Origin of the sequence: Paenibacillus sp. BIHB 4019 (assembly GCF_002741035.1) — a bacterium.
Lineage (GTDB): Bacteria > Bacillota > Bacilli > Paenibacillales > Paenibacillaceae > Pristimantibacillus.
The window spans coordinates 1766863-1790660 of the sequence record NZ_CP016808.1 but is presented as its reverse complement, the minus strand read 5'-3'; the positions used below and the strand labels follow the sequence as shown (position 1 = coordinate 1790660).

Below are 23798 nucleotides of genomic sequence, written 5' to 3'. Positions count from 1 at the left end.
GTTTTAATGGAGCTCCTATGCTGGAGGTGGATTGAATGGATATAGCTTTGAAAATTTTACTGGTTATTTTTTCGGTTGGCCTAATTGCGGTCGTATTGCTGCAAAAAGGTAAAAGCGCGGGATTGTCCGGAGCCATTAGTGGTGGCGCTGAGCATTTGTTCGGCAAGCAGAAAGCGCGTGGTTTGGACTTGTTCCTGCAGCGTTTGACGATTGCACTGGCTGTTGGATTTTTCGTCCTGTCGCTCGTTGTTGCTTACGTCGTACAACAGTAATAATCTGTATTGAATGCAAAAAGTGGGGGAGCTTCCTCCACTTTTTTTGTTTTTTCGTGGTTTCGCGGATGCGATTGGGTAATTTCGTGTATACTAAATGGTATATGATAATCTATCAACCGGTTGCAAGTGCTGATAGAATGGCCTCCGGTATATGAGGTGACGAGGAAACTAATGACACAAGAGCAGGAATTGCTTGATTTTATGCGGGAGACCGCTTATAAACCGATGACTTATCAGGAGCTGGAGCAGCATTTCGGCGTGATGGAGGCTGCTGATTTCAAAGCTTTTTTGCAGCTGCTTACCCATCTGGAGGATAGCGGAAAAATCCTCCGTACGAGCAATGACCGTTACGGCGTTCCGGAACGGATGAATTTGCTGCGCGGAAAATTGCAGGTCCATGCGAAAGGCTTTGCGTTCCTGCTTCCTGACGACAAAGAGCATCCTGACATCTATATTCATGCCAATGATCAGCTCAGCGCGATGAACGGCGACATTGTTCTTGCGCGTGTGACGTCCAAGAGCCAAGCGGGTGGCCGCCTGGAGGGCGAGGTTGTCCGCATTGTGCAGAGAGCGGTTACACAGGTGGTCGGCACTTTTGAAAGCCATGAGGTGTATGCCTTTGTTGTGCCGGATGACAAACGGATTAACCGCGACATTTTCATCGCGAAAAATGAATTTAAAGGCGCCGTATCCGGCCAAAAGGTAGTCGTGCGCATCGTGACCTATCCAGAAGGCCGTTCAGCAGCACAAGGCGAAATTATTGAAATCCTTGGCCACAAGGATGATCCAGGCATCGATATTTTGTCGATTATCCGCAAGCATCAGCTGCCGGAAGGCTTTCCGGAAGAGGTGGATGCAGAGGCGGAAGCGGCTCCAGATTCGATTACCGAGGAAGAAATTGTAGAGCAGGGTCGTCGTGACCTGCGCAATGAAGTCATCGTAACGATTGATGGCGAGGATGCTAAGGATCTCGATGACGCCGTCCATGTGAAGGTGCTGGACAACGGCAATTATTTGTTGGGCGTCCATATCGCAGACGTAGGCTATTATGTGCGTGAAAACTCCGAGCTGGATCAGGAAGCTTTCCGCAGAGGCTGCAGCGTTTATTTGGTGGACCGCGTCATTCCGATGCTGCCTCATCGCTTGTCGAATGGCATTTGCTCGCTTAATCCGCAAGTAGATCGGCTGACGCTTTCCTGCGAAATGGAGTTTGATGCCAAAACGCTGAAACGCGTGCGTCATGATGTGTTTACGAGTGTTATTCGTACGAAGGAGCGCATGACGTATACGAACGTTCGCAAGCTGCTGACGGCAACCGAAGAGGAGCCGCAGACCGAGCTGAAGGAACGATACGCTGATTTGCTGGATATGTTCACGCTGATGGAGCAGCTGGCGATGAAGCTTCGCAAGCAGCGGATGAAGCGGGGCGCGATTGATTTTGATTTTCAGGAATCGAAGGTCATCGTAGATGAGCAGGGCAAGGCTGTCGATATCGTGAAAAGAGATCGTTCCGTCGCGGAGCAGATCATTGAGGAATTTATGCTTGTGGCGAACGAGACGGTTGCCGAGCATTTCCACTGGCTGCGCGTTCCTTTCCTATACCGGATCCATGAAGACCCGGATCAGGAGAAGCTGATGCATTTCATGCAGTTTGCGGCGAACTTCGGTTATGTTGTGAAAGGCAAAGGCAACTCGGTTCATCCGCGTGCATTGCAAATGCTGCTGGAGGAAATCAAAGGGGCGAAGGAAGAGACGGTCATTTCCACCGTTATGCTTCGCTCGATGAAGCAGGCGAAATATGATGCGCAAAGCTTGGGACATTTTGGGCTGGCAGCTGAATTTTATTCGCACTTCACTTCTCCAATTCGCCGGTATCCGGATTTGGTTATCCACCGCGTCATTCGCGAGGTGCTGGAAGGCGGCGGAGCGCTTAGCGAGAAGCGCAATGAGGCGCTGACTGCACGCATGCCGGATATCGCGCAGCACTCATCTGAGCGCGAGCGGGTAGCGGCTGATGCCGAGCGTGATACCGAGCAGATGAAAAAATGCGAATTTATGCTTGATAAAATCGGCGAGGAATTCGATGGCATTATCAGCAGCGTAACGAGCTTCGGGATGTTTGTCGAGCTGGATAATACGGTGGAAGGGCTTATTCGTCTGAGCGATCTGACGGATGATTATTACCACTTCCAAGAGCAGCATATGGTGCTTATCGGCGAACGTACTTCCAAGGTATACCGGATTGGCGATGAGGTGAAAATCCGCATTGGCAATGTGAATATGAACGATCATACGATTGATTTTGAAATGGTCGATATGAAGCCTCGCAGCGGTTTTAAAGGCATCGCTGATGCTGGGTTCGGCGCATCGCGCGGCGGGCGTGGGCGCAGCGGCGGCTTTAACAAAGGCGGACGCAGCAGCGGTGGCGGTGCGGGCACCGGCACTAGAGCGAAGGGCGACAGTACCGCTGCTGGCAGCAAGGGCGGAAATGGCGGCTACGGCGGCTTTAAAGGCAAGGGCGGCAAAGCGGGCAATGGAGCGCAAGGCTCTGGAGCAGGCAATGGAGCGAGAGGCGCCAGAGCCGGGAATGAAGGGCAAGGCGGAAGAGCAGGGAAAAGCGGCAGAGCAGGAAACAGCGGTAGAGCAAGGGATGGCGGCCTGCAAGGCAGTGCACAGGCCGGAAATGGGCAGAACCCGTGGCAGCTGGATGGTGCTGCTGCCGGGGCGCGTCGTCGCGGCAAGCGCGACGACATTGGTGCGGGGCAGCGGCGCGAGGGTGATAGCGCCGCGCCGGGGCTGCCGGACGCGCTAAGCCGTCCGGCGGGAGAGAGCCAGCGCCAGGATGGCGGCGCTGGCGAGGAGCAGCTGTGGTGGAACTCAGCTGCTCAGGCCGGCGGAGCCGGCCAAGGCGCGAAGCGCCAGCGCAAGGGCGCTGGGCGCGGAGCTGCGCCAGGCGCAGGCGGCGGCGGGAACGCGCCGCGCCGCGGGCGCAAGGGCGACGCTGGCGGCAGCTTTGCGCCGGCGGAGCAGACGCAGCGGATCGTGCGGGCGGAGCCGCAGGATCGAGGCGAAGGGCGCGGCGGCGAAGGCGCGCCGCGCACGGATATGTGGGGGCTGCCGATTAGAGGAGGCAGCCGTCGCAGCGATGGCGGCGAGCGAAGCGGCGGAGCTGGCCGTGGCTTTGAAGGCGGCAAGCGGCGCCAGGCGGCGCAGCCAGGCTCAGCGCCAAGCGGTGCCAATCCTGGTGGGCAGGCTTCGCCAGACGCTGCGGGAGCAGACGGAGATGCGGCTAAGAGGAAGCGCAAGAAGAAAAACGGAGGCGGCAATTCAACGGCTGCTTTTGTTAGAAAAAAACGTAAATAAAACAAAATAGTTGTAAAGTCTCTTGCATCAGCGTTGCCCCTCATACAGAGGCTCAGCAGCGCTGGTACAGCGGGCCAAGCTTTAGAAATTATTTAAGCTTGTCGCTTGCTTTTTGAATATGGGTATAGTACACTCAAAGCAATTGATGATATGGACCTGAATTCACATATTGAAAAGGGTGTCATTACAGTCATGGACCTTTTTCAATGTGTGAATTTTTTGTTTCTCAAAACGAAACAGGCGCATATTAATTTTATTTTTGGAGGTTTTACAAATGCAACAAGGTACAGTTAAATGGTTTAACGCTGAGAAAGGCTTTGGCTTCATCGAAGTTGAAGGCGGCAACGATGTATTCGTACATTTCAGCGCAATCACTGGCGAAGGCTTCAAAACGCTGGAAGAAGGACAACGCGTAGAATTTAACGTTGTTCAAGGCAACCGCGGACCACAAGCTGAAAACGTAGTAAAACTGTAGTAGTTTAATCAACTGCGAAATTTAGCCGCTTTCGACCGTAAGGTCGGAGCGGCTTTTTATGGTTTTGACGAGCAAACCATATTTTACAATATGGCAGCTGCTTTCTTGCTTTCATTTTCAAAAATTGCTACAATATATATCTAGTGGCTTTTTCAATTTTCTGGAGCTAATTATGATGTCGAGGTGATAAGAATGGGCAAGAAGAACGACGGCAAGCAGCTTGCGCAAAACAAAAAAGCTTCCCATGATTATTTCATCGAAGACACGTATGAAGCGGGAATGGTGCTAATGGGGACGGAAATTAAATCGCTCCGCAACGGACGAGCCAATATAAGCGACGCATTTGCGACGATACGTAACGGCGAAATTTTCATTCATAATTTGCATATCAGCCCTTTCGAGCAGGGGAATCGTCACAATCCAACGGATCCGACGCGTGCCCGCAAGCTGCTGCTTCATAAAGCTCAGATTCATAAGCTGCTCGGCCAATCCAAGCAGGAAGGCTACTCCATTGTGCCGCTCAAGATATATGTGCGCAATGGCTACGCAAAGCTTCTGATTGGGTTAGGTAAAGGTAAGAAGCAGTTCGACAAACGCGATTCCGCGGCAAAGCGAGATGCCCAGCGTGATATTCAGCGGGCGCTGCGCGAGAAGCAGAAGATCATACGTTAAGCGCGATGTGCTGTGCGCAAGCGCAGTTCAGAGCAAGTGTATGTTTTAAAGGAAAGCGTGTTGAATTTTACTAACCTTACCAATAACATTTTAAGGATTATTCCTTGAATCGTGTTATACTAAGCAAGTAACGAAGCAAGTTCTTAGCTAAATGATGATCTGGTTGCGGCTCTTATGAGCTGGCTAGGATGAGTCATTTATGCCAACTCGGGGGCGTTCTTGGATTCGACGGGGATAGGACGAGCGCGGGTTGCGGGTAGTGGGGACGCGTCCACTTCATCAACGCTAAAGCCTATTAAATGGCAAACAACAAACAAACTACGCTTTCGCAGCCTAAGAAACTGTGAGCGTGCTCCTACCTAGCATCGCCCATGTGACTAGACTAGGGGCTAACAAGTAGTGGGATACGCTGTCTCATCTCCGCCTGGGGTGAGCTGAAGAAGACAATCAGGCTGACCTTGGAAGAAGCCGGTTACGAGGCGTCCTCCTGGGTGACATCAAAATCGTGACTACACCCGTAGATGCCTGTGTGGCGTGATCTTCGGACAGGGGTTCGACTCCCCTCGCCTCCACCAACCTTATCAGAAAAGACACCGTGTTAGGTGTCTTTTTTGTTTGTATTGCATACATGGTGTTTTAGAAAATCATATAATGAAAGAGAAATGACCAGTAATCATAAATCACAATTATCGCCACTCAGAACCATGTGCTGTGAAAAATACCATACAGATATTACTGAAATTCTCTCTCGAACTAATAATAATTCTATGGGAGTTATTCATAAAAATAAGAATATCAATGAAATCCTCCATGCCAAAATTGATGCGTATAAAGTATAATTTTATCGGCATACAAGTAGCCTGGACACTACATACCATAGAGGATTTACTGTTAAGGGGTGGCATTTCCAAGCAAAGACTACGGCTTCGTACAAATTCTTTTCAGAGTTCACAAAGTTGTGAAATTTTTCACATTCATAGGTATCAAAGTATGATATATTAAAGATGCAAGGAGAGAGTAATACATAGTAACAGAAGAAGGGAAGAATGAATCATGAAAAATCACAACCCCAAGCGATCCTGGTTCAAGCGATCTAGTCTTTCAGTACATCCTAGTGTATCGAGTAAGAAGGAAGAAAGCCTATCTTTTTAAAATAGTATGTGAAAAAAATCACAATAAAGTTGGAGATGATTATGATGTTAGCATGGCTAAAAAATAATAAATATGTTGCAATGCTTATGGTCGTCGTTCGTGTCTACCTCGGTTACCAATGGATTGTAGGGGGCTGGCACAAATTGACGGGCGGATTCGATGCCACAGGGTTCTTAACCAACGCAATCAATAACCCGGTAGCCGATAAAACGACAAATGAATTGGTTTATCCGAACTTTGTATACTTCATCGAACACTTCGCGATGCCGAACGTAAAGCTCTTTAACATTCTCATCCCAATCGGCGAATTACTCGTGGGCATCGGATTGATAGTCGGGGGATTAACGGCTGCGGCAGCCTTCTTCGGACTTTTAATGAACTTCATGTTCATGTTCGCTGGAACGTTAAACACTAACCCATGGCTTGTTCTTCTCGGTGGAATTGTACTTATTGCAGGCACCAATGCAGGACGGTATGGATTGGACTACTACCTGATCCCGCTATTGCGTAAAACACTCAAGTTTAAGAAGCTTGATGGAGGCGGAAAAATGACTCCTACGGGCACGGCAAAAGCCCACTAACTCATTCACTTTAAGTAACAAAACGAACCTCCTCGTGGGATCCATACGATGGGGGTTCTTGTTTGTCGTCTTTCAATATCAGGTTGAAGTCGTTGCTGTGACTGCTATGCTCTAGTTTCAAGACGTCAATCCTTTCAATTGTGAGCCGGATTAGGGTACAATTTAACTATGTAGCTTCATGGTAAAGGGGTTTAGGAATGGAATTGGAAAAAGAAATGCTGCAGCTGAATGTTAACAATGCGATCAAAGGTGCGGTTGTGACGAGCTTAAAGGATATTCTTGCACAGATAACTAAAGATCGTTTAAATTTCATTGCAGTTAATTGCGCGCTAGCGGGCCGCTCCAAGCTGAAGAAGCAGGAGCTCGTGGATGCACTTTACGATCGAATTACAGATGTAACTCATGTGCGCGCGGCTTTCCTTACAGCGGAGATGCAGGAATGGGAGCTGATGAGCCGGCTTTTTAAGGCTCCGTATATTCAGGACAATACTGTATTTGCGGATGCTTATTTATTTTTGATGGATAAAGGCTTGGTGTTCAGTTTCCTGGAGCAGGATAAGCTATACTTCGTCATGCCGGAGGAAGTTAAGGCCTCATATCAGAAGCTGGATCTGAATTTATTCGGTCAAGAACGCACCGTAACCCAGTTGGTGCTGCGATATTCAGAAGCTGCGTCTAACTTGTACGGCATTATCTCCGTTCAGAAGCTTATAGAAATTATTAATGATCAGAATGAAGGCAGCTTGACGGAGGAGAAGTTTAATCATGTTTGTTTATCTGTCTCTGATAAGGTGCTGACTTGGAATGTTCAGCATGGGATGTTATTTAACGATGAATTAGATGAAGAAAGTCTGCACGAATATGAAAAGTTCTTGGAGAGCGTGAAGGACAAGCCGTACTACATTCCTCCTAAGGAAGAACTGCTACGTTATGCGGAGATTGATTATTTTGAGATGACGCCACAGCTAGAAGCGTTGAAGAACTATATCATGCAGCAGTTGGGCAAAGTCGAGCAGATGGCTGAGGCTATCATCGATGATATTCAGCTTGCTTGTTCAATGGAAGAGCCAATTAGCGTCATCATGGAAGAGTTTGAGCGTCGCAAAATTCGTTTGAACAAGAAGCAGCTGAATGAGATTGTACCGTTAATTATTCAGGTGAATAATACGACTAGAATGTGGTCTAATCGAGGTTATACACCTGCTGAACTAAGCCAGGAGCGGAGTCAGAGCACGAATGCCGACAATGTGCTTCAACACACGGCGGCGGCATCCTCGAAAATTGGCAGAAACGATCTGTGCTCGTGCGGGAGCGGGAAAAAGCATAAGAAGTGCTGTCTATAGCGGCGTTGATTGGTGACTATTGTTCTGTGCCTCCAAAATCGACCCGGCGAATTGTGGTTTTGCACAGCCACGGTTCGCCTCCATCAACATTAAAGCCAGCCGCAAGAGGCTGGCTTTTTTGCGTGGGGCGAGGGTCTGGCGATTACCCTGAATCCGAAGGAGGACAGGGGTGTTCGTTCCGCCCGTAAGGAAGCTATCAGCTAAAGGGGACAGGCCGCTTTTTACATAATCGCTTTGCAGTTGAACTCACGATAAGTTCCATGCCTAGTTGGAATGATCGGGAAAATCTCTTAACAGAAACTCCGCATAGTTAAAGAAATATTTAACTTAAAAAAATAATTTTGATCGTTTGGTATAATGAAAAAATATCAATTCGCATTATATTTGTGATGTACATCTTTAGTAGGACTACAATTTCTTAGGATTTGACTTATGATGTCCTAGAGAGAATGGGAGAGGCTCTGCCTTCTACAGTTTCGGGCAGCATTGCCGTTGGGTATGGATGATACCTTACAATGAAATGGGACAAAACTATGAATCAAGGAAATCTGGGAACAACAGCGATCGGAAGCCCACTTTACCCGCAGCGGTATTTCAGCTCCACCTGTCAAGCACTGATTTCGGTTTTGAGCTTTTAATTAAAGTAATTGAACGGGAAAGAAACTCTCAATCCGAAGAAGGTATCGTTTTATTTCAGCTATTCCTAAGATGATTTTTAATTTTGATAGATAAACCCTAGTAGCGAAAAGGTTATGATGTATAATAATGTTAATAGTTAGGTGCGTTTATTAGTGTTCAACATAAGAGCCTTCATACTACATACTAAATAAAGAACGGAAGGAAGCGTTGTAACCGTGTTACATTCAAGACATATGAACCTTTTCAAAAGAGGGGCTCTAATCGTAATTGGTATTTTATTGATTGCCTTCGCAATGTCAGAATCGATCCAAGCGTCATCCGTTGATCCAATTGATCAAACATCGGATACAGCAAATACGATCCCGAATTCGCATGGCGGATCAAAGGGAGTAGGACAAAGCTTTACTGCAGGTAAAACAGGGTGGATGTACGATGCTGAGGCATTTATATGGAATTCGTCAGGTACTGAGCGAGAGATAAGCTTGACGATTCATGAAGGTCAAGATATCAATGGGACAGTACTAGGCGTAGCGAAGGTAAGCAGTAGTATTGTGCCTAATTATCCGGGAGGCTGGATTCAATTTACCTTTAACGATGGGATTTACATGGAATCTAACAAGCAGTATACCATGATGATGGATACAACCAACAATGATCCAAATCAAGTGCTCCAAGTAACTTGGGGCATATACCAACCTAGCTCATATGCCGGCGGCACAGCTTATTATAGCGGAATTTGGAGTCATTCTAATTATGATTTTGCGTTCAGGACGTATGTAGCTTCTCAGCAGAGGGACTATTCGACCTCATTGCAGATGGACCAGCTTACAACAACTTATGGTAATACGGAGGAGATTAGAGCAACATTGCTTGATGCTCAAAATCAAGCAGTATCGAATAAAACAGTCACATTTTCCCTGGATGGAGCCGTTCTTGGTTCATCTAATACGAATGGAAATGGTGAAGCAGTATTTAGCTATTCGGTTAATACGGCAATAGGGAATCATACGTTAACAGCGGAATTCGCTGGAGACCCTACCCATCTTACTTCGAGTGAATCTGTTATGATGAGGGTCGATAAGAGGCCGCTTACAGTAACCGCAAATGATGCGACGCGTGAATACGGAACGAGCAATCCGGTATTCACAGGAACGGCAACAGGTGCTTTGACGTCAGATGGAATAACAGCAACGTACGCAACGAGTGCCGATCAAGCAAGTAATGTAGGAAACTATGCGATTGAAGCCACACTGGTTGATCCGAATAATAAGCTGGGGAATTATGAAGTAACGAAAACCGCAGGCAGTTTAAGTGTTACGAAAGCGTCACTTACAGTAACCGCAAATGATGCGACGCGTGAATACGGAACGAGCAATCCTGTTCTCACAGGGGCAATAACTGGCGCTTTGACGTCAAATGGAATTACAGCAACGTATGCTACGAGTGCTGCCCAAGCAAGTAATGTAGGAAGCTATGCGATTGAAGCCGCACTGGTTGATCCGAATAATAAGCTGGGGAATTATGAAGTAACGAAAACCGCAGGCAGTTTAAGTGTTACGAAAGCGTCACTTACAGTAACCGCAAATGATGCGACGCGTGAATACGGAACGAGCAATCCTGTTCTCACAGGGGCAATAACTGGCGCTTTGACGTCAGATGGAATTACAGCAACGTACGCAACGAGTGCCGATCAAGCAAGTAATGTAGGGAACTATGCGATTGAAGCCACACTGGTGGACCCGAATAATAAATTAGGGAATTACGAAGTAACGAAAACTGCAGGCAGTCTAAGCGTTACGAAAGCGTCACTTACAGTAACCGCAAATGATGCGACGCGTGAATACGGAACGAGCAATCCTGTTCTCACAGGGGCAATAACTGGCGCTTTATCGTCAGACGGCATAACGGCAACGTACGCAACGAGTGCTGACCAAGCAAGTGATGTAGGGAGCTATGCGATTGAAGCAGCACTGGTTGATCCGAATAATAAGCTAGGGAATTATGAAGTAAGCAAAACCGCAGGTAGTCTAAGTATTACAAAAGCACAACTGACAGTGACGCCGCACACCATTTCGCGCTGGGTGAACAATGCGAATCCCTTCCTGGACGGTGTTGTAACAGGTGTGCTGAACAATGACAACATATCCGTGAAGTATGCGACGCTTGCAGAGCAAAGCAGTCCAATTGGAAGTTATACCATAGAGGCTGAAATAATTGATCCTAATCAACGTTTAGGTAACTATGAAGTTACGAGCAATAATGCGAGGCTGACCGTGTATGATGTTCCGAAATTAACTTATGCTACTAACGATACTGCTTCATCAGTTATTGGACCTCTCGGTCTTCCAGCAACCGATGATGAAGGTAGAAGCATTCAATGGGCTTCCTCGAATAATCAATTTGTAGATGGTGCTACAGGTCATGTACAACGCCCATCCTATACAGAGGGGAATAAGAACGTAACACTTAAAGCGACGATAACAGCTGATGGTGCTACTTATGAAGCCATTTATCCGCTAATCATTATCGCGAACAGTAACACAAGTACTGGAGGAGCCATTATTGGGAACAGCAACACAAGTACTGGAGTAGCCTATTACATTGAGGCTGTGTCAGCTAATGGAAAGCAGCGAGTTGAACTAAAACTTGATGATTTGAAAAAAGGATTTGTTGCAATCCAATCAGATAGTGAAGTCGCAGAGTTTATAATTAGTAAAGCGACATTAACACAGTTAAAGGCCATTGCCCCATCTATGAAACTGCAATTTATTACAAAAAAAGATGAAATTACCATTCCAATTCAAGTGCTAGTGATTGCAGGGAATAATCATGATCTAAACATTAAAATAGGCAGAGCAGATACAAAAACAGAATTTGTTGAAATTAACAAGAGTCTTGGTGCAAATGTTTGGGCAGGGCCAGTTGTGTTCAACGTTAATGGACTAGATGATCAAGGTAGAAGCTCTGAGATCTCAGCTTTCACAGCCTATGTTGAAAGAAAGATTAAGCTGGATGCCCCAGATTCCGATTTTGCTACAGTTGTACTTTGGGATGAAGAGAAGCAAGCGTTCACCTTTGTTCCCGCGCAATTTGTAAAAGAGAATGGTAAAGTCACAGCAATTGTGAAGAGTATGCGAAACGGCTACTTTTTCGTAATTGATCGCCGAGTTAGCTTTGTAGATTTGCAGAATCATTGGGCAAAGTCGGATATAGAGTTGCTTGCCGCTAAGTTCATCGTTCAGGGGCGTAACGATATGAATTTTGATCCGAATGGTATGCTGACACGAGCAGAAACGGCCGCATTACTTGTACGTGCAATAGGGATTCCGTTGAATAACAATGAATTTAGCTTTGCTGATGTGGATAGAAAATGGTACGAAGCAGATGTTATTGCAGCTGAGCAGGCGGGATTAATTAAGGGATATAGTGATGGGACTTTCCGTCCGGACAACCGTGTGACACGTGAGGAGTTAGCGGTTATGCTTACCCGAGCAATTGCGTATGCTAATCCTTCTTTGCAGACAGCTAATAGGGAGTTAGCTTTAGCAGATGTGGAAACTATTTCACCTTGGGCGGTGGATTCTATTCAGCAAGCGCTTAGTTTAGATATTATTAAGGGCGATCAGCAAGGTAATTTCAAGCCGCAAGCAGAAGCAACACGTGCAGAAATGGTTACATTACTCTCACGTATGCTTAAACGATTAAGCTTTATATAGGATTGGATTTTTGGTCGGAAGTGAACATAGCTGAAATTTGTTCTGAAAGCTACGTTCCACCATGCGAATCCACAGCCGAATTAATCTGCATCCCACTTGATAGATGGCGTTTAGTAAAAGGGATGTAGTTTAAAAAAGCTGTGGGTTTTTTATTTTTTTAGACTCCATGTAATCATCAACCAGACGATGCAAGTCGACCAGTTCTTCTTAAATTACCATGCTCTTATCGGCAATATTTACTTGCTGTTGGGCATAATTCAGGAGAATTGCTTCAAGGTGCAGATATAAATTTTGTTAAAGGGACTTCAGTATGAGGCTAAGGATTTATTGCGCGAGAATAATAACTCGATAATTTTGCCTGAGAGTTCTTTTGTATTCTCTATGCATCAGAGATATCTTCAAAAAGCAGCATTCATTTCATAAAAAGGTATTATAGAATCAAGCATCGGCGAATTATGGTTTTGCACAGCCATGGTTCGCCTCCACCATGAAAACCCAGCCCGCATGAGGGCTGGGTTTTGTGTTGGATAGGATTTTCGGAATAGAAACTGTATTTGTCTAAAGTCATGATATAATGAAGTATTCCGATCGATTAGGAACGAGAGAGGAAACTCAATATGAACGGATTTGAAGACTGGAATTTAAAAGTGAAAAAGACATTTAATGCAACGAGCAACTTAGTTGTATTAACCGTTACGGAGGCAGGAGAGTTAATGGGTCTCTCCAAAGACCAAATGAAGATCTTCGTGGATAAATATAACTTAACAAAAGTCCCGATTGTGAGAAGTGCCCATAGATACCTGTTATTGAAGTGTGAAATAGACGAGATTGTAGCGAATAGGGCCGTGTAGGACATGGCGCTCCCGCAGACGAAATCCAATCCACAACCGAATCCGGTTGTGGATTTTTAATTAATGCTGATTATTGAACATTGGTTCTGTTCTAAGTATATAGTTACCCCTTACCTCTGCAGCCCAATTGGCAAAGACCTCTCTCCATTGAATACTGTTAAAGAAATCGTCTACGGGAGAAAGCTTTTTCATGGGAATTTGCTGAGCTCTATCCTTATATTTTGTATTGCTCAATTTTCACATCTCCAATGCAAAAGAATCGGGGATATATTCAACCCCAGTCTATGTGCATTAGCCCATTTTTGTTACTGGTATAGCCTTTACGAAGAGTACCGATTTGTGTTTGCCAAGACACCATTCTGCAGATACTATTAACCTGATAGTGAACAAGGAGTGTGATCGTTAAGTGGAGGAGAGAGGAACCGTAGTCTCAATGTTGTCCTCGCAGACTGGAGATTCGACACAGCAATCGAATGAACATGTAGCGTTATTGTGCATAGAAAACCCGACTTTATTAAGACAAATTGCAGAAGGCCTTTTACAATCGGACGTGAAGCTTGCAGGAGATTGCGCAGAGGTTTTTACAAAGGTAGCAGAAACTCACCCTCAACTAGCTGCGCCATATGCCGAGCAGCTGCTCGTATCAATCCACCACAAACATACACGGGTGCGATGGGAGTCCATGCATGCTGTTGCTCTCATAAGTTCTAGCATACCTAATCGAATTTTCGCTGTACTTGATGAAATACAAGAGAGGTTGTTTTCGGATCAAAGTACAATCGTAAAAGACTATTCTATCCTTTGTTTGGGGAAGCTGGCATCCTGCGGTGAAGCGGAAGCCAAAGTGATTCTGCCGATCTTAAAGAAGGGACTCCTTCAATTAGAGGAGAAATTTCTATCTAAATTGTTAACGGCCATGATTGGAATCGCTAAGGTCTCCCCGAGTTTAGCGGCCGAAGTTTTGGCAAATGGCTATGATTATGAGACCCATTCCAAAAGCTCTGTCCAAAAGGCAGCGAAGAAGCTAATAAAAGCAGCCAAATAGACCACCGATTTTGAGACGCCATCCAAATGGTGACTACATCCGTACGTAGATATCTGTGTGGCGCGATCCTCAGACAGGGATTCCACTTCCCTTGCTTCCAACGAGTAACCCCCCGACCACAAAAAGCCGGGGGGTTACTCGTTTAGACATGTTAATAGCTGTTTCAAGCACCATTTATATAAGCTAATTAAAGGGCTTTAATGCTAGAGACTGAATAATTTCTTCTTGGGAAAAAGGTTTTTTTCTGCCCAGTTGTCTAATCTTTACGATAAAGGGGCTTCTAGGATTTTTCATATGGTAAAAGCCCGGTATACGCATGACTCTGGATAAATTGGTTATTAGGGGATCAGAGCTGAATTTTTTGGCTAAAGCTTTTTGAATCGAAACGAATTTGCTTACGGATGCGCCTTGAACAACCCAATAAATATGATATCCGTTTTTAGTTTCGATAATCATTGTATCCTTGATTTGAAGCTTGAATTTATTTATAAACGCCTTCTTCAATTGCATGACTCTCTGTTTTGTTCGCAGAGCTAACAGATGGTATTGGCCTTTTTTATTTTTTGTAACGGTAATCGATTGAAGCTGTTCTTCAGGGTCGGATTGAATCGCTTTAATCATCTGCTGGACTTGTTTTTTCGTGTCTAAATGCACGGAAATCTTGTTCAGATCTACATCAATGAACTGTGCCCTGATTTTTTTGAAATCGCTAGTCCTTGTTGCTCGGTAGTTGATCTCCATAAATACGGCATAACCTTGTTTGTTTTGGCTGAGGACATGTATGCGTTTATTTCTCTTGGAAAAGAGCGTGAATTCAGTGGTACGTCTCTCAAGCAAACTTAGAGGTTTATGCAGTGTCATTGCTGGATGATTTAAAGTAGAGCTGTATCTTTTATTTTTGTTTTTATCGTCATGGACTAAAGTGAAATACAGCTGTTCGTTTTGCTTGCAGCCTAGTTTTTTAATGAAATACTGTGCGTGACTTGAGAACCTCCGCAAATTTCTGGCATATCTCATCGAACTTAATCGCTCTGTCATTAAACCACCTCTCCTTCAAAGCATGCGCTGCACGTTCGGTTCTTTTCTAAACAATCATATTCTGGCAAGCAGACACAAGTGTAAGTGAGAGTACCCATTTTTCAACATTAAATAGGCAAATACAATAGGGTTTATGGCGTTTATATATGGCGGGTTCCAAGCATATGCATGACTCTTGTTAGACGGGGGATCATAATCAGAGACTCAACGCTTTAAAAAGCGCTTGCATTTCCCCAAGGTTGGAGCTACAATAAAATCAATTATCGTGTACCGTATACGAAGATTGCAAGTACAGAGGAAGGAGGGGCGAAGTGGGCATTATGAAAATTGCACATGAGGACCTTGATCAACTGACTTACAAGTCATTAAAGAAAATGATTCTTGACGGACAGCTTAGACAAGGCGAGAAAATTGTTCAAGATAATCTTGCAAGCCTTCTGGGCGTGAGTAGAACTCCGCTGCGCAGAGCCATTTCCCAGCTTGTTCAGGAGCGTCTGATCGAAACGAGCGGAAGAGGCACATTCGTGAAGTCTTACAGCCCTGATGAAATCATTGCAGCATTTGAAATTCGTGCTGTGCTCGAGGGTTTGGCAAGCCGTTTATGCGTCCGCTACATGACAGATGAAGAAATCCAGGAGCTGGAGGATCTTTTCACGAAAGCGATGAGCCAAATTACGGAAGAGGACTGGACAGCATATCGGGAAGCTGACCGTGAATTCCATAACCGCATCTCCAGACATGCCAAAAGTGACATGCTGTCCGGTATTCTGGATCAGTTTCAGGTTCTGGGAATCACCTATTTGAAAGGTTTAATGCGTTCGCCGCAAGAAACGATTACCGATCATATGGACATTATTCAAGCTTTAAAGAAGCGTTCGGAAAGTGAAGCGGAACAGGCGGCTATCTCCCACATCCGCAAATCCATCGAATCGTTGAGTAAGAATGACTAGGAGTTAAAAATGATCTACTGCCGACTTATTCATTCGCCTTAAATAGCGCATCATAAGAACAACTACTGTATAAGCTATTGAGTTTTAGAGGGTGAAAAATGAGCAGGCAGTTGTTTTTTATATAACTTCGTATACGGTGTACGGAATACAAAAGACCCTTGGCATGCCTGATTAAAAGAAGAAGCATTGGAGGAGAGCAAAGTGGAAACGAGCAAAAATAAAACCGGTCTATACGATCCATTGGATATTGATCTTGTAGGGAGCCAGACCGTAAACCCTTATCAGGTCGATTTGAAAGCGGTTGCTAAAGGCCCGCAAGGCGAAGCTTTAGAAATTCCGGGCTTCTATAAAAAAGAAAACGTATGGTGCATTCGTTTTTCACCCATCTCTGTTGGCGAATGGAGTCTAGTTACTGAATCTTCGTTGCCAGAATTGTCAGGAAAGACGTTTTCGATTGAAGCGGTATCTCCATCCAACCCGAATAAGCATGGCGTCTTGATGGTTGATCCTAACCATCCTAGACATTTTGTTCATCACGATGGGACGCCATTCTTCTCCCTGGGCTACGAGGTGAACTGGCTATGGTCGGTGGACCAAATGTCAGAAAACCTGTATCGCACGGAGCGATTGCTTGATGATCTGGCGGCTCATGGGTTCAACCATCTGTTTATCAATTCCTATGCTCACGACACATTGTGGCGGGGAGGCAATACAACGGAGTTTGATTATGGCCCGCCTTTGATTCTGCCGTGGCTAGGGGAGCATGAGGCTCATGATTACAGTCAGTTGAATGAAGCTTATTTTGCTCACTTCGATCGAATGATGTGGGCACTGCACGAACGGGGCATGCAAGCACACATTTATATGAAGGTATATAACAAGCTTGTAAATTGGCCAGTGCGGCTTTCTCCGGAAGAGGATTTGTATTTTGATCATTTTGTTGCGCGATATCAAGCCTTTCCGAATGTGATTTGGAACTTTAGCAAGGAAAGCTATTATGAGCCTGACAAGGCATACATTGCGGCTCGCTTGAGAAGAATGCGAGATTTGGATGCCTACGGTCATATGACGACCATTCATGATGACAAGTGCTTTACTTATGATCCGAGCACTCAGTCGCTAATTGATTTTGTTACCGATCAGAATCATTGGGATATTTACCATTCGATTCTGCATCAGCATTCCCTCCGCAATATTCCGATCATTAACGAAGAATTTGGCTATGAGCATCCGCAAGGGGATATTAACGGAGGCGCATGGGGCTGGGATCAGGAGCCGCTTGAAGTATTGGAAAGGGCGTACGAGGTCGTTATGGCTGGCGGCTATCCGACTCACTACTACACAGACCATGCTTGGGATATCGTGGATTGGAACGCGAAGTCGCTATGCTTGCCGGGATATTCATTCATGAAGCAATTTTTCACAGAAATCGACTGGACCTCGCTTGTTCCGCAGCCGCTTTTGGTTCGACAATGGGCCGGCCGCTGCTTAACGGATCAGAATCAATCCGAGATGGTGCTGTATGCAAAGAAAGGCATGACCAATTTAATTACCGATTTCCTTCCTAAAAGGTGGAAGGGCTACTGGATGAATATATGGACAGGCGAGCGGGTAGAAGCGGAGCTCGTTCTGGTCGACGGGGGAAGCGGGGATATAAAAAGCCCGTTTGAAGCCGAGAGCTCCGTCGGATACTTTAGACGCGAGGTTTAGCGCCACAGGCTGTGATTGATCGCATTATTATGCTTTCAATAGACAACAAGACAAGGGGAGGTAAAGAAAGATGTTTAAAAGGGGAATCAGATTTACGCTTGTTTTGGTTATGGCGGTCATGCTGGTAATAGCGGGCTGCTCGTCAGCCGGAAAGAGCAGCAACGGGGAGAGCGCTGCGACAAGCGGAAGCAAAAGCGTCAAAATTCGTTTAGCACACACCTGGGGCGGTACGGATGGAAAGGCCGGAGTATTTAAGCAGCAGCTTGATGAATTTCGGGCGGCCCATCCCGATATCGAATTAGTCGAGGAGTTTGCACCGGGAGACGAGCTCAAGACAAAGCTGAAGGTAGACATGGCGAGCGGAAATACGCCGGATGTGTTTATGTACTGGGCTGGAGAATCGTTTATGCGTCCATTGATTGACGGGGACGTTGCGCTGAATATGGCGGATTATTTTGCGGCAAGCCCATCGATAAAAAAAGAACAATGGTCCCAAGGAGCGTGGGATAGTACATCAGTGGATGGCAAGGCTTATTTAGTGCCGCTCGAAGCATCCAAAGCGTTTTTCCTTTATAACAAAGAAATCTTTGACAAGTATCAGCTTCAACCGCCTACCACTTATGAGGAATTTAAGCAGGTTTCCAAGGTTTTACGTGAAAACGGTATCATTCCGCTCTCGATGGGAAGCAAAGGCTCCAACCCGGGCCATTGGTTCTTCTCGGCAATCGCAACGCAATTTGCGGGCGGTGTAGAAGCTGCGGAGAAGTTAAGCACGGAGCATACGTTTAATGCGGATGCTTTCAAGAAAGCTGCACAAATAATCAATGAGATGAAATCGCTAAAGGTATTTCCGGATGACACGGTAGCCAGCGGCGATTGGGCCCCTTCGGTAGTTCCATATAATGAAGGCAAGGCGGCAATGATATTCACTTTGCCGTGGTCGCTTCCTAATTTAAGCCAAGAGATTAAAGAAAAATCCGAATTAATACATTTCCCTAAGATGGATGGTGCCGTAAATGACCCTGCATCATATACCATCGGCGGCTACACGATGAGTTTGGTCATCAGTAAAGCTTCCTTCGAGGACCCAGCCAAAAAAGAGGCAGTCATTGCGTTAGCTGACGCCATGCTGTCTGATCAAATGAACGCTGCATTGGCCGGCGCAGGCATGATGCCGGCGAAATCGTTAGAAACAGCTGTCGGCAATTTGGACCCGTTCGCTGTTAAAGTTTACGCTTTTACCAATCCGTACAGTGTCGTGCCGTTTACGAAATCCAAGCTGCCTGGGGCAAAATCAACGGAGGTTTTCAATCGTTCAATGGATGAACTGTTCGCAGGAGTAGTTACCCCTGAGGACTTTATCAAGAAAATTAATGAAGCAGTAGCCGGAGAGAAAAAGTAATCAAGCGTAATGACAGAGGAGAGGCCAGCACCTCTCCTTCAAAGACACAATAGGTAAAGGTGATTGCATGAATCAAAAGAAAGCTTTATTCTCCGTTATCTTTTTAGCGCCGGCCATCCTTCTTTTTTTAGCGTTCTTTATTGTTCCTGTCCTGTTCTCCGGTTATTACAGCATGACGGAGTGGGATGCCGTGCAGAAGCCCGAGTTTATCGGGTTTGGCAATTTCTCGGATCTGTGGCGGGATGCGGATTATTGGAAGTCGATGCAAAATACATTGTGGCTCGTCTTTCTAACCCTGACTATTAAAATTCCGGTGGCATTAATTTTGGCCTATTTAATTTCTCAAATCAAAAGGGGCTTTAAATTTTTCAGAACGGTTTATTTCCTTCCGGTTGTCATTGCGCCAATGGCGATCGGTCTAATGTTCTCCTTGATTTATGCGGAAGCTGGAATGCTGAATAAAGTGCTGGATGCGATCGGGCTATCGTTTTTAAAGCAAAATTGGCTGTCCGATCCGGATATCGTTCTCTTCGCTGTAGCTGCGCCGCAGGTATGGCAAACGATCGGCTTGTTCTTCATCATTTTGCTAGCTGCCTTACAGGCGATTCCGAAGGAAACCTTCGAAAGCGCTGAAATCGACGGCGCTTCATCCATTCGTACGTTCTTTAGCATCGTCATTCCCATGCTGTGGGATGTGCTGCAGGTTTGTATCATTTTGGGCGTTACCGGCGCTCTCAAAATGTTCGATCATGCTTGGGCGATTACGCAAGGAGGACCGGGCGTGGCTTCAGCATTTGCCTCCGTTTATATGTTTATGAAAGGGTTCGGTTCCTACGAGTTCGGCTATGCCAGCGCGGTTTCCGTTACGATTGCTGCTTACGCGCTCGTATTCACGGTCCTGTTTAAGAAGCTTTCCAGCAAAGATTCGCTAGAGTATTGAAAGGAGGATAAACGTGCCTTTTGCAAAGAAATCATTTAATTATGTGCTGCTCGCCTTGTACAGCGTGACGACCATTTTCCCGTTCCTTTGGGTTTTTCTCAGCTCTTTCAAAACGAATTCCGAGATTTATAGCCATCCCTTCTCGCTGCCTAAGGAATGGCAGTTTGAAAATTACGTCAAAGCATGGACCAGCGGAAATATCGGGGCTAATTTCGTCAACACAACCTATATCACACTTATCTCTGTAGCACTTATTTTATTATTTGGAGCGATGGCTTCTTACGTTTTGGCACGCGTATATCCAAGCATGCTGCTGTATACGTTTTTTAGCCTGGGGATTATGATTCCTGGCCAAACCATCTTAATTCCGACCTTTTCTATTTTAAAGGGATTTCATCTTATCAATACCCATCTTGGCTTGATACTGATGTATATTGTCGGCAGCTTGTCGCTTACGATTTTTGTCCTAGTATCCTTTATGAAGACGCTCCCTAAAGAATTGGAAGAGGCAGCAATTGTTGATGGCGCGGGCCGGTACCGTACCTTCTTTTCTATTATTCTGCCCTTGTCCACACCGGGATTGGCTACAGTTGGCATACTGGCTTTGCTTAGCTGCTGGAATGAATATTTGTTCGCTTACGTTTTAATTTCTGACCCGGATTTAAAAACCTTAACGCAAGGCATCTACGGGATGAAGGGCGAGTATATGACCGATTACGGGCCGATGACAGCGGGATTGGCAATTACCATGATTCCAGTCGTTATTCTATACATCCTCTTCCAAGAGAAAGTGGTTGCGGGCATGACTGCCGGCGCCGTGAAAGGATAAGAACGGAGGAACCTGCATGCTACCAATCATTGATACACATGTTCATCTTGGCACTTCTAAATTTTCCGGAGTTACGACGACCGAAACAGAGCTTCTGGAATCGATGGAGCGTAACGGCGTGGCGGCAAGCTTGGTCATGCCTCAGCCGACTCTCGCAAATATTCAGGATATTCATGCGCAAATTGCAGATTTGGCAAGCCGGCATCCGGGAAAATTTTATGGCATTGCGAGTTTGGACCCTTGGATGGAGGAAGAGCCATATGTTCTGCAATTAGAGCAGTGCGTTAAGGAGTGGGGGTTCGTAGCTGCCAAGCTTCATCCGATGGGACATAATATCTCTCCGCTATCGGACCGCTGCACGAAAATATATGAAACGGCGAAAAGGCTGAACATCCCCGTAATCGTGCACACAGGCTTGGGCACGCCGTTTTCCTTGCCCGCTTTATTAATCGAGCCCGCTCGGAGATTTCCGGAGGTCACCTTTGTCCTGGCTCATGCCGGCTTTGCAATCTATACCGATGAGGCCATTGTAGCGGCTAAAACCTGCGAAAATATCATTCTGGAGCCGTCATGGTGCCAGACTTACACGGTGCAGAAGATGGTAAGCGCGATCGGGCATCAGCGATTGATTATGGGATCAGACCATGTCACCAACTTGCCTGTGGAAATTATGAAATATCGTTCTATCGGGCTTTCAGAGGAGCAGCTTGACGATATTTTTCATCATAATGCGAAGCGTATTTTTAACTTAAATTATGAAGGAGTGACGATAAGTGAAGGTTTATAAAATAGCCGTATTGCCTGGCGATGGCATCGGAACGGAAATTACGAACGAAGCTTTAAAAGTATTAGAAACCGTCCAATCGCATCTGAACGATGTGAGATTTGAAGCGGAATCATTTGACGCGGGTGCCGAGCGATATTTGCGAACAGGAATCACGATGCCGGAGGACACGTTTAATCATTGCAAGGAAGCGGATGCGATTCTTATGGGCGCCATCGGCCTGCCTGAAGCGCGCCATCCCGATGGCCGGGAAGTGAACGGCGATGTTATTTTCCGCTTGCGATTTGACTTGGATTTATACGCCGGCGTTAGACCGGTCAAGCTCTATGACGGGATCGTCAGCCCTCTTCGGGATGTTAGCAAAGGCATCGATTATGTCATCGTAAGGGAAAATATTGAAGGCCTCTATGCTTCGCGCACGGGCGGCTGCAATGTGCGAGGCGAGGTCGCGACGGACACCATTATTATGACCAAGACGGGCATTGAGAAAATATCCCGTTATGCCTTCCGCTTGGCTGAGAAAAGGAACGGGCGTATTTCGGACGGAGCGTCGATGGTGACATGCGTGGATAAAGCGAATGTACTGAGCTCCTATGCTTATTTCCGTAAAGTGTTTGATAGTGTCGGAGAGCAATTTTTGAATCTGAAAAGGGATTATGTATATGTCGATGCGATGACCTTGTTTCAAGTCATGAACCCGCAGATGTTTGATGTGGTCGTGGCAGAGAACATGTTTGCCGACATTATTTCCGACCTTTCTTCTGCTACCGTTGGAGGGCTTGGAATGGCGCCTTCAGGCGATATCGGCGATCAGCACGCCTTGTTCCAGCCGGCACACGGTACGGCGCCGTCCATTGCGGGTAAAAATATCGCTAACCCTTATGCGATGATTTTGTCCCTCTCGATGATGCTCAATTGGCTTGGAGACAAGCATGGAGATCAAACGCTGATTGCTGCGGGCGATGGAATTGAGCAGGCAGTCAAACACATTTTAGCGAACGGCGGAGCCAAAACAGCGGATATTGGCGGAAAAAGCAGCACATCCGAGGTTGGCAGTGCGGTTGTTGAAGCTTTGCAAAACTCGGCGGATGTATGGGCTCGATAATGTTTACGCCAAAAGTGGAAGATCATTTAGAGCTGGGTATCGTGCTTAACGCCATGTTCCCAGATGCTGCCCGGGTAGATGAGGGCTTGCTGCAAGCTGTCGATTATGTCTTGCATGATTCCTATTTTCAGAGGGTTGAGCTCTCTGGCATTGGCAGTCATCAACTGCAAACGATTTTGAAAAATCGGCTGGACGTTTGCCGCGTGAAAAACAGCTACTTGGCGCAGCCCGTTATATTTCGCGAGCAGCTGGATTTGGGAAGCGCGGACCGATCGGTGCGGTTGCATGCCATTGAACGAATGCTTAGCTGCTTGTCGGAAGCGGAGGCTGTCGGTGCCGATATGCTTGAGCTCATCAGCGGGCCGAACCATGAAGGAAGCAAGTGCGAGGCAATGGAGCGATTTGCGGAATCCATTCTTATTCTCAGCGAGCACGCGCAAGCACGCGACATCAAGCTGCTCGTGGAAATGTTCGACTTCGATGTGGACAAAAAACGATTGATTGGCTCTGTAGAGAATACCGTACAGTTATTTCAGCAGTTCATCAGTTCTGCGAGCCAAGTGAAGCTGCTGCTCGATTTAAGCCATATCCCTATGGTTCGGGCTGATATTGCTGCTGCTGTTCAAGAGCTAGGTCCATGGATCGGACATGTCCACGTTGGAAATACGGTCATGAAATCGGATGATAGGCGATATGGCGATTCTCATCCTTATTTCGGATATCCTGCTGGCGAAAACGATGTCGAACAGCTAGTGTCTTTTTTCCATGCGCTATTGAAGACAGGATATATTCACCATGCACATTCTTCTGCAATAAGCTTCGAATTGATTTGTGCAGCGGTGGATAGGCCCGCAGATCTTATTGCGAACGCCAAACGAACGCTGCAGCTTGCATGGCGTAAATTTCTCCGTGAAATGGGGGAGTAGGA

General features: G+C 46.2%; 18 protein-coding genes and 1 other RNA gene. 18 read left to right on the top strand and 1 reads right to left on the bottom strand.

What is annotated here, in order from left to right:
- The first annotated feature begins 35 nt into the window (after nt 1-35).
- The 10 genes from secG (at nt 36) to BBD42_RS07445 (ending at nt 14112) form a co-directional block, all read left to right on the top strand.
- Nucleotides 36-272 carry a preprotein translocase subunit SecG gene (gene secG, locus BBD42_RS07490; protein WP_046234099.1) on the top strand — a complete coding sequence of 79 codons (237 nt, stop codon included), beginning with the start codon at nt 36-38 and terminating at the stop codon, nt 270-272.
- A 174-nt stretch (nt 273-446) separates the two neighbouring features.
- Entirely contained in the window at nt 447-3638 is a 3192-nt protein-coding gene (gene rnr, locus BBD42_RS07485) for a ribonuclease R (protein WP_099517680.1), read from the top strand.
- Nucleotides 3639-3912: 274 nt separating this feature from the next.
- The gene (locus BBD42_RS07480; protein WP_028609190.1) at nt 3913-4113 is read left to right on the top strand and encodes a cold-shock protein; all 201 of its coding nucleotides are present in this window, start codon (nt 3913-3915) and stop codon (nt 4111-4113) included.
- A 192-nt stretch (nt 4114-4305) separates the two neighbouring features.
- A complete protein-coding gene (gene smpB / locus BBD42_RS07475; protein WP_056032466.1) occupies nt 4306-4785 on the top strand; it encodes an SsrA-binding protein SmpB in 480 nt (159 codons plus the stop codon).
- A 209-nt stretch (nt 4786-4994) separates the two neighbouring features.
- Nucleotides 4995-5360, top strand: a transfer-messenger RNA (tmRNA) gene (ssrA, locus tag BBD42_RS07470).
- A gap of 618 nt (nt 5361-5978) precedes the next feature.
- On the top strand, nt 5979-6518 hold the full coding sequence (locus BBD42_RS07465) for a DoxX family protein (RefSeq protein ID WP_099521506.1): 540 nt from the start codon (nt 5979-5981) through the stop codon (nt 6516-6518).
- Between the two features lie 197 nt (nt 6519-6715).
- Nucleotides 6716-7861 (top strand): YecA family protein, encoded by a 1146-nt coding sequence (locus tag BBD42_RS07460; protein ID WP_099517679.1) that lies wholly within the window; start codon nt 6716-6718, stop codon nt 7859-7861.
- 854 nt (nt 7862-8715) lie between these two features.
- Nucleotides 8716-12216, top strand: a complete 3501-nt coding sequence (locus BBD42_RS07455; protein ID WP_150131524.1) for an MBG domain-containing protein — start codon at nt 8716-8718, stop codon at nt 12214-12216.
- 617 nt (nt 12217-12833) lie between these two features.
- Nucleotides 12834-13067, top strand: a complete 234-nt coding sequence (locus tag BBD42_RS07450; protein WP_099517677.1) for a DNA-binding protein — start codon at nt 12834-12836, stop codon at nt 13065-13067.
- A 406-nt stretch (nt 13068-13473) separates the two neighbouring features.
- Nucleotides 13474-14112, top strand: coding sequence for a hypothetical protein (locus BBD42_RS07445; protein ID WP_099517676.1), 639 nt, complete (start codon nt 13474-13476; stop codon nt 14110-14112).
- 183 nt (nt 14113-14295) lie between these two features.
- Here the strand turns inward: BBD42_RS07445 and BBD42_RS07440 are convergent, their stop codons facing one another.
- Nucleotides 14296-15150, bottom strand: a complete 855-nt coding sequence (locus tag BBD42_RS07440) for a DNA-primase RepB domain-containing protein (protein WP_099517675.1) — start codon at nt 15148-15150, stop codon at nt 14296-14298.
- A 320-nt stretch (nt 15151-15470) separates the two neighbouring features.
- Here BBD42_RS07440 and BBD42_RS07435 point away from each other — a divergent pair, with 320 nt between their 5' ends.
- The 8 genes from BBD42_RS07435 to BBD42_RS07400 all read left to right on the top strand — a co-directional run bounded on the left by BBD42_RS07435 (nt 15471) and on the right by BBD42_RS07400 (nt 23796).
- The gene (locus BBD42_RS07435) at nt 15471-16100 is read left to right on the top strand and encodes a GntR family transcriptional regulator (protein ID WP_237163503.1); all 630 of its coding nucleotides are present in this window, start codon (nt 15471-15473) and stop codon (nt 16098-16100) included.
- A 201-nt stretch (nt 16101-16301) separates the two neighbouring features.
- Nucleotides 16302-17810, top strand: coding sequence for a DUF5060 domain-containing protein (locus BBD42_RS07430; RefSeq protein WP_172455425.1), 1509 nt, complete (start codon nt 16302-16304; stop codon nt 17808-17810).
- A gap of 70 nt (nt 17811-17880) precedes the next feature.
- Entirely contained in the window at nt 17881-19212 is a 1332-nt protein-coding gene (locus BBD42_RS07425) for an ABC transporter substrate-binding protein (protein WP_099517672.1), read from the top strand.
- A 67-nt stretch (nt 19213-19279) separates the two neighbouring features.
- Entirely contained in the window at nt 19280-20152 is an 873-nt protein-coding gene (locus tag BBD42_RS07420; RefSeq protein ID WP_099517671.1) for a carbohydrate ABC transporter permease, read from the top strand.
- Nucleotides 20153-20165: 13 nt separating this feature from the next.
- Entirely contained in the window at nt 20166-20981 is an 816-nt protein-coding gene (locus BBD42_RS07415; protein ID WP_099517670.1) for a carbohydrate ABC transporter permease, read from the top strand.
- Between the two features lie 16 nt (nt 20982-20997).
- Nucleotides 20998-21768 (top strand): amidohydrolase family protein, encoded by a 771-nt coding sequence (locus BBD42_RS07410; RefSeq protein WP_099517669.1) that lies wholly within the window; start codon nt 20998-21000, stop codon nt 21766-21768.
- On the top strand, nt 21755-22870 hold the full coding sequence (locus BBD42_RS07405) for an isocitrate/isopropylmalate dehydrogenase family protein (protein ID WP_099517668.1): 1116 nt from the start codon (nt 21755-21757) through the stop codon (nt 22868-22870). Before BBD42_RS07410 ends, BBD42_RS07405 begins: the two co-directional genes overlap by 14 nt.
- Entirely contained in the window at nt 22870-23796 is a 927-nt protein-coding gene (locus BBD42_RS07400) for a sugar phosphate isomerase/epimerase family protein (protein ID WP_172455424.1), read from the top strand. Before BBD42_RS07405 ends, BBD42_RS07400 begins: the two co-directional genes overlap by 1 nt.
- Nucleotides 23797-23798: the final 2 nt, after the last annotated feature.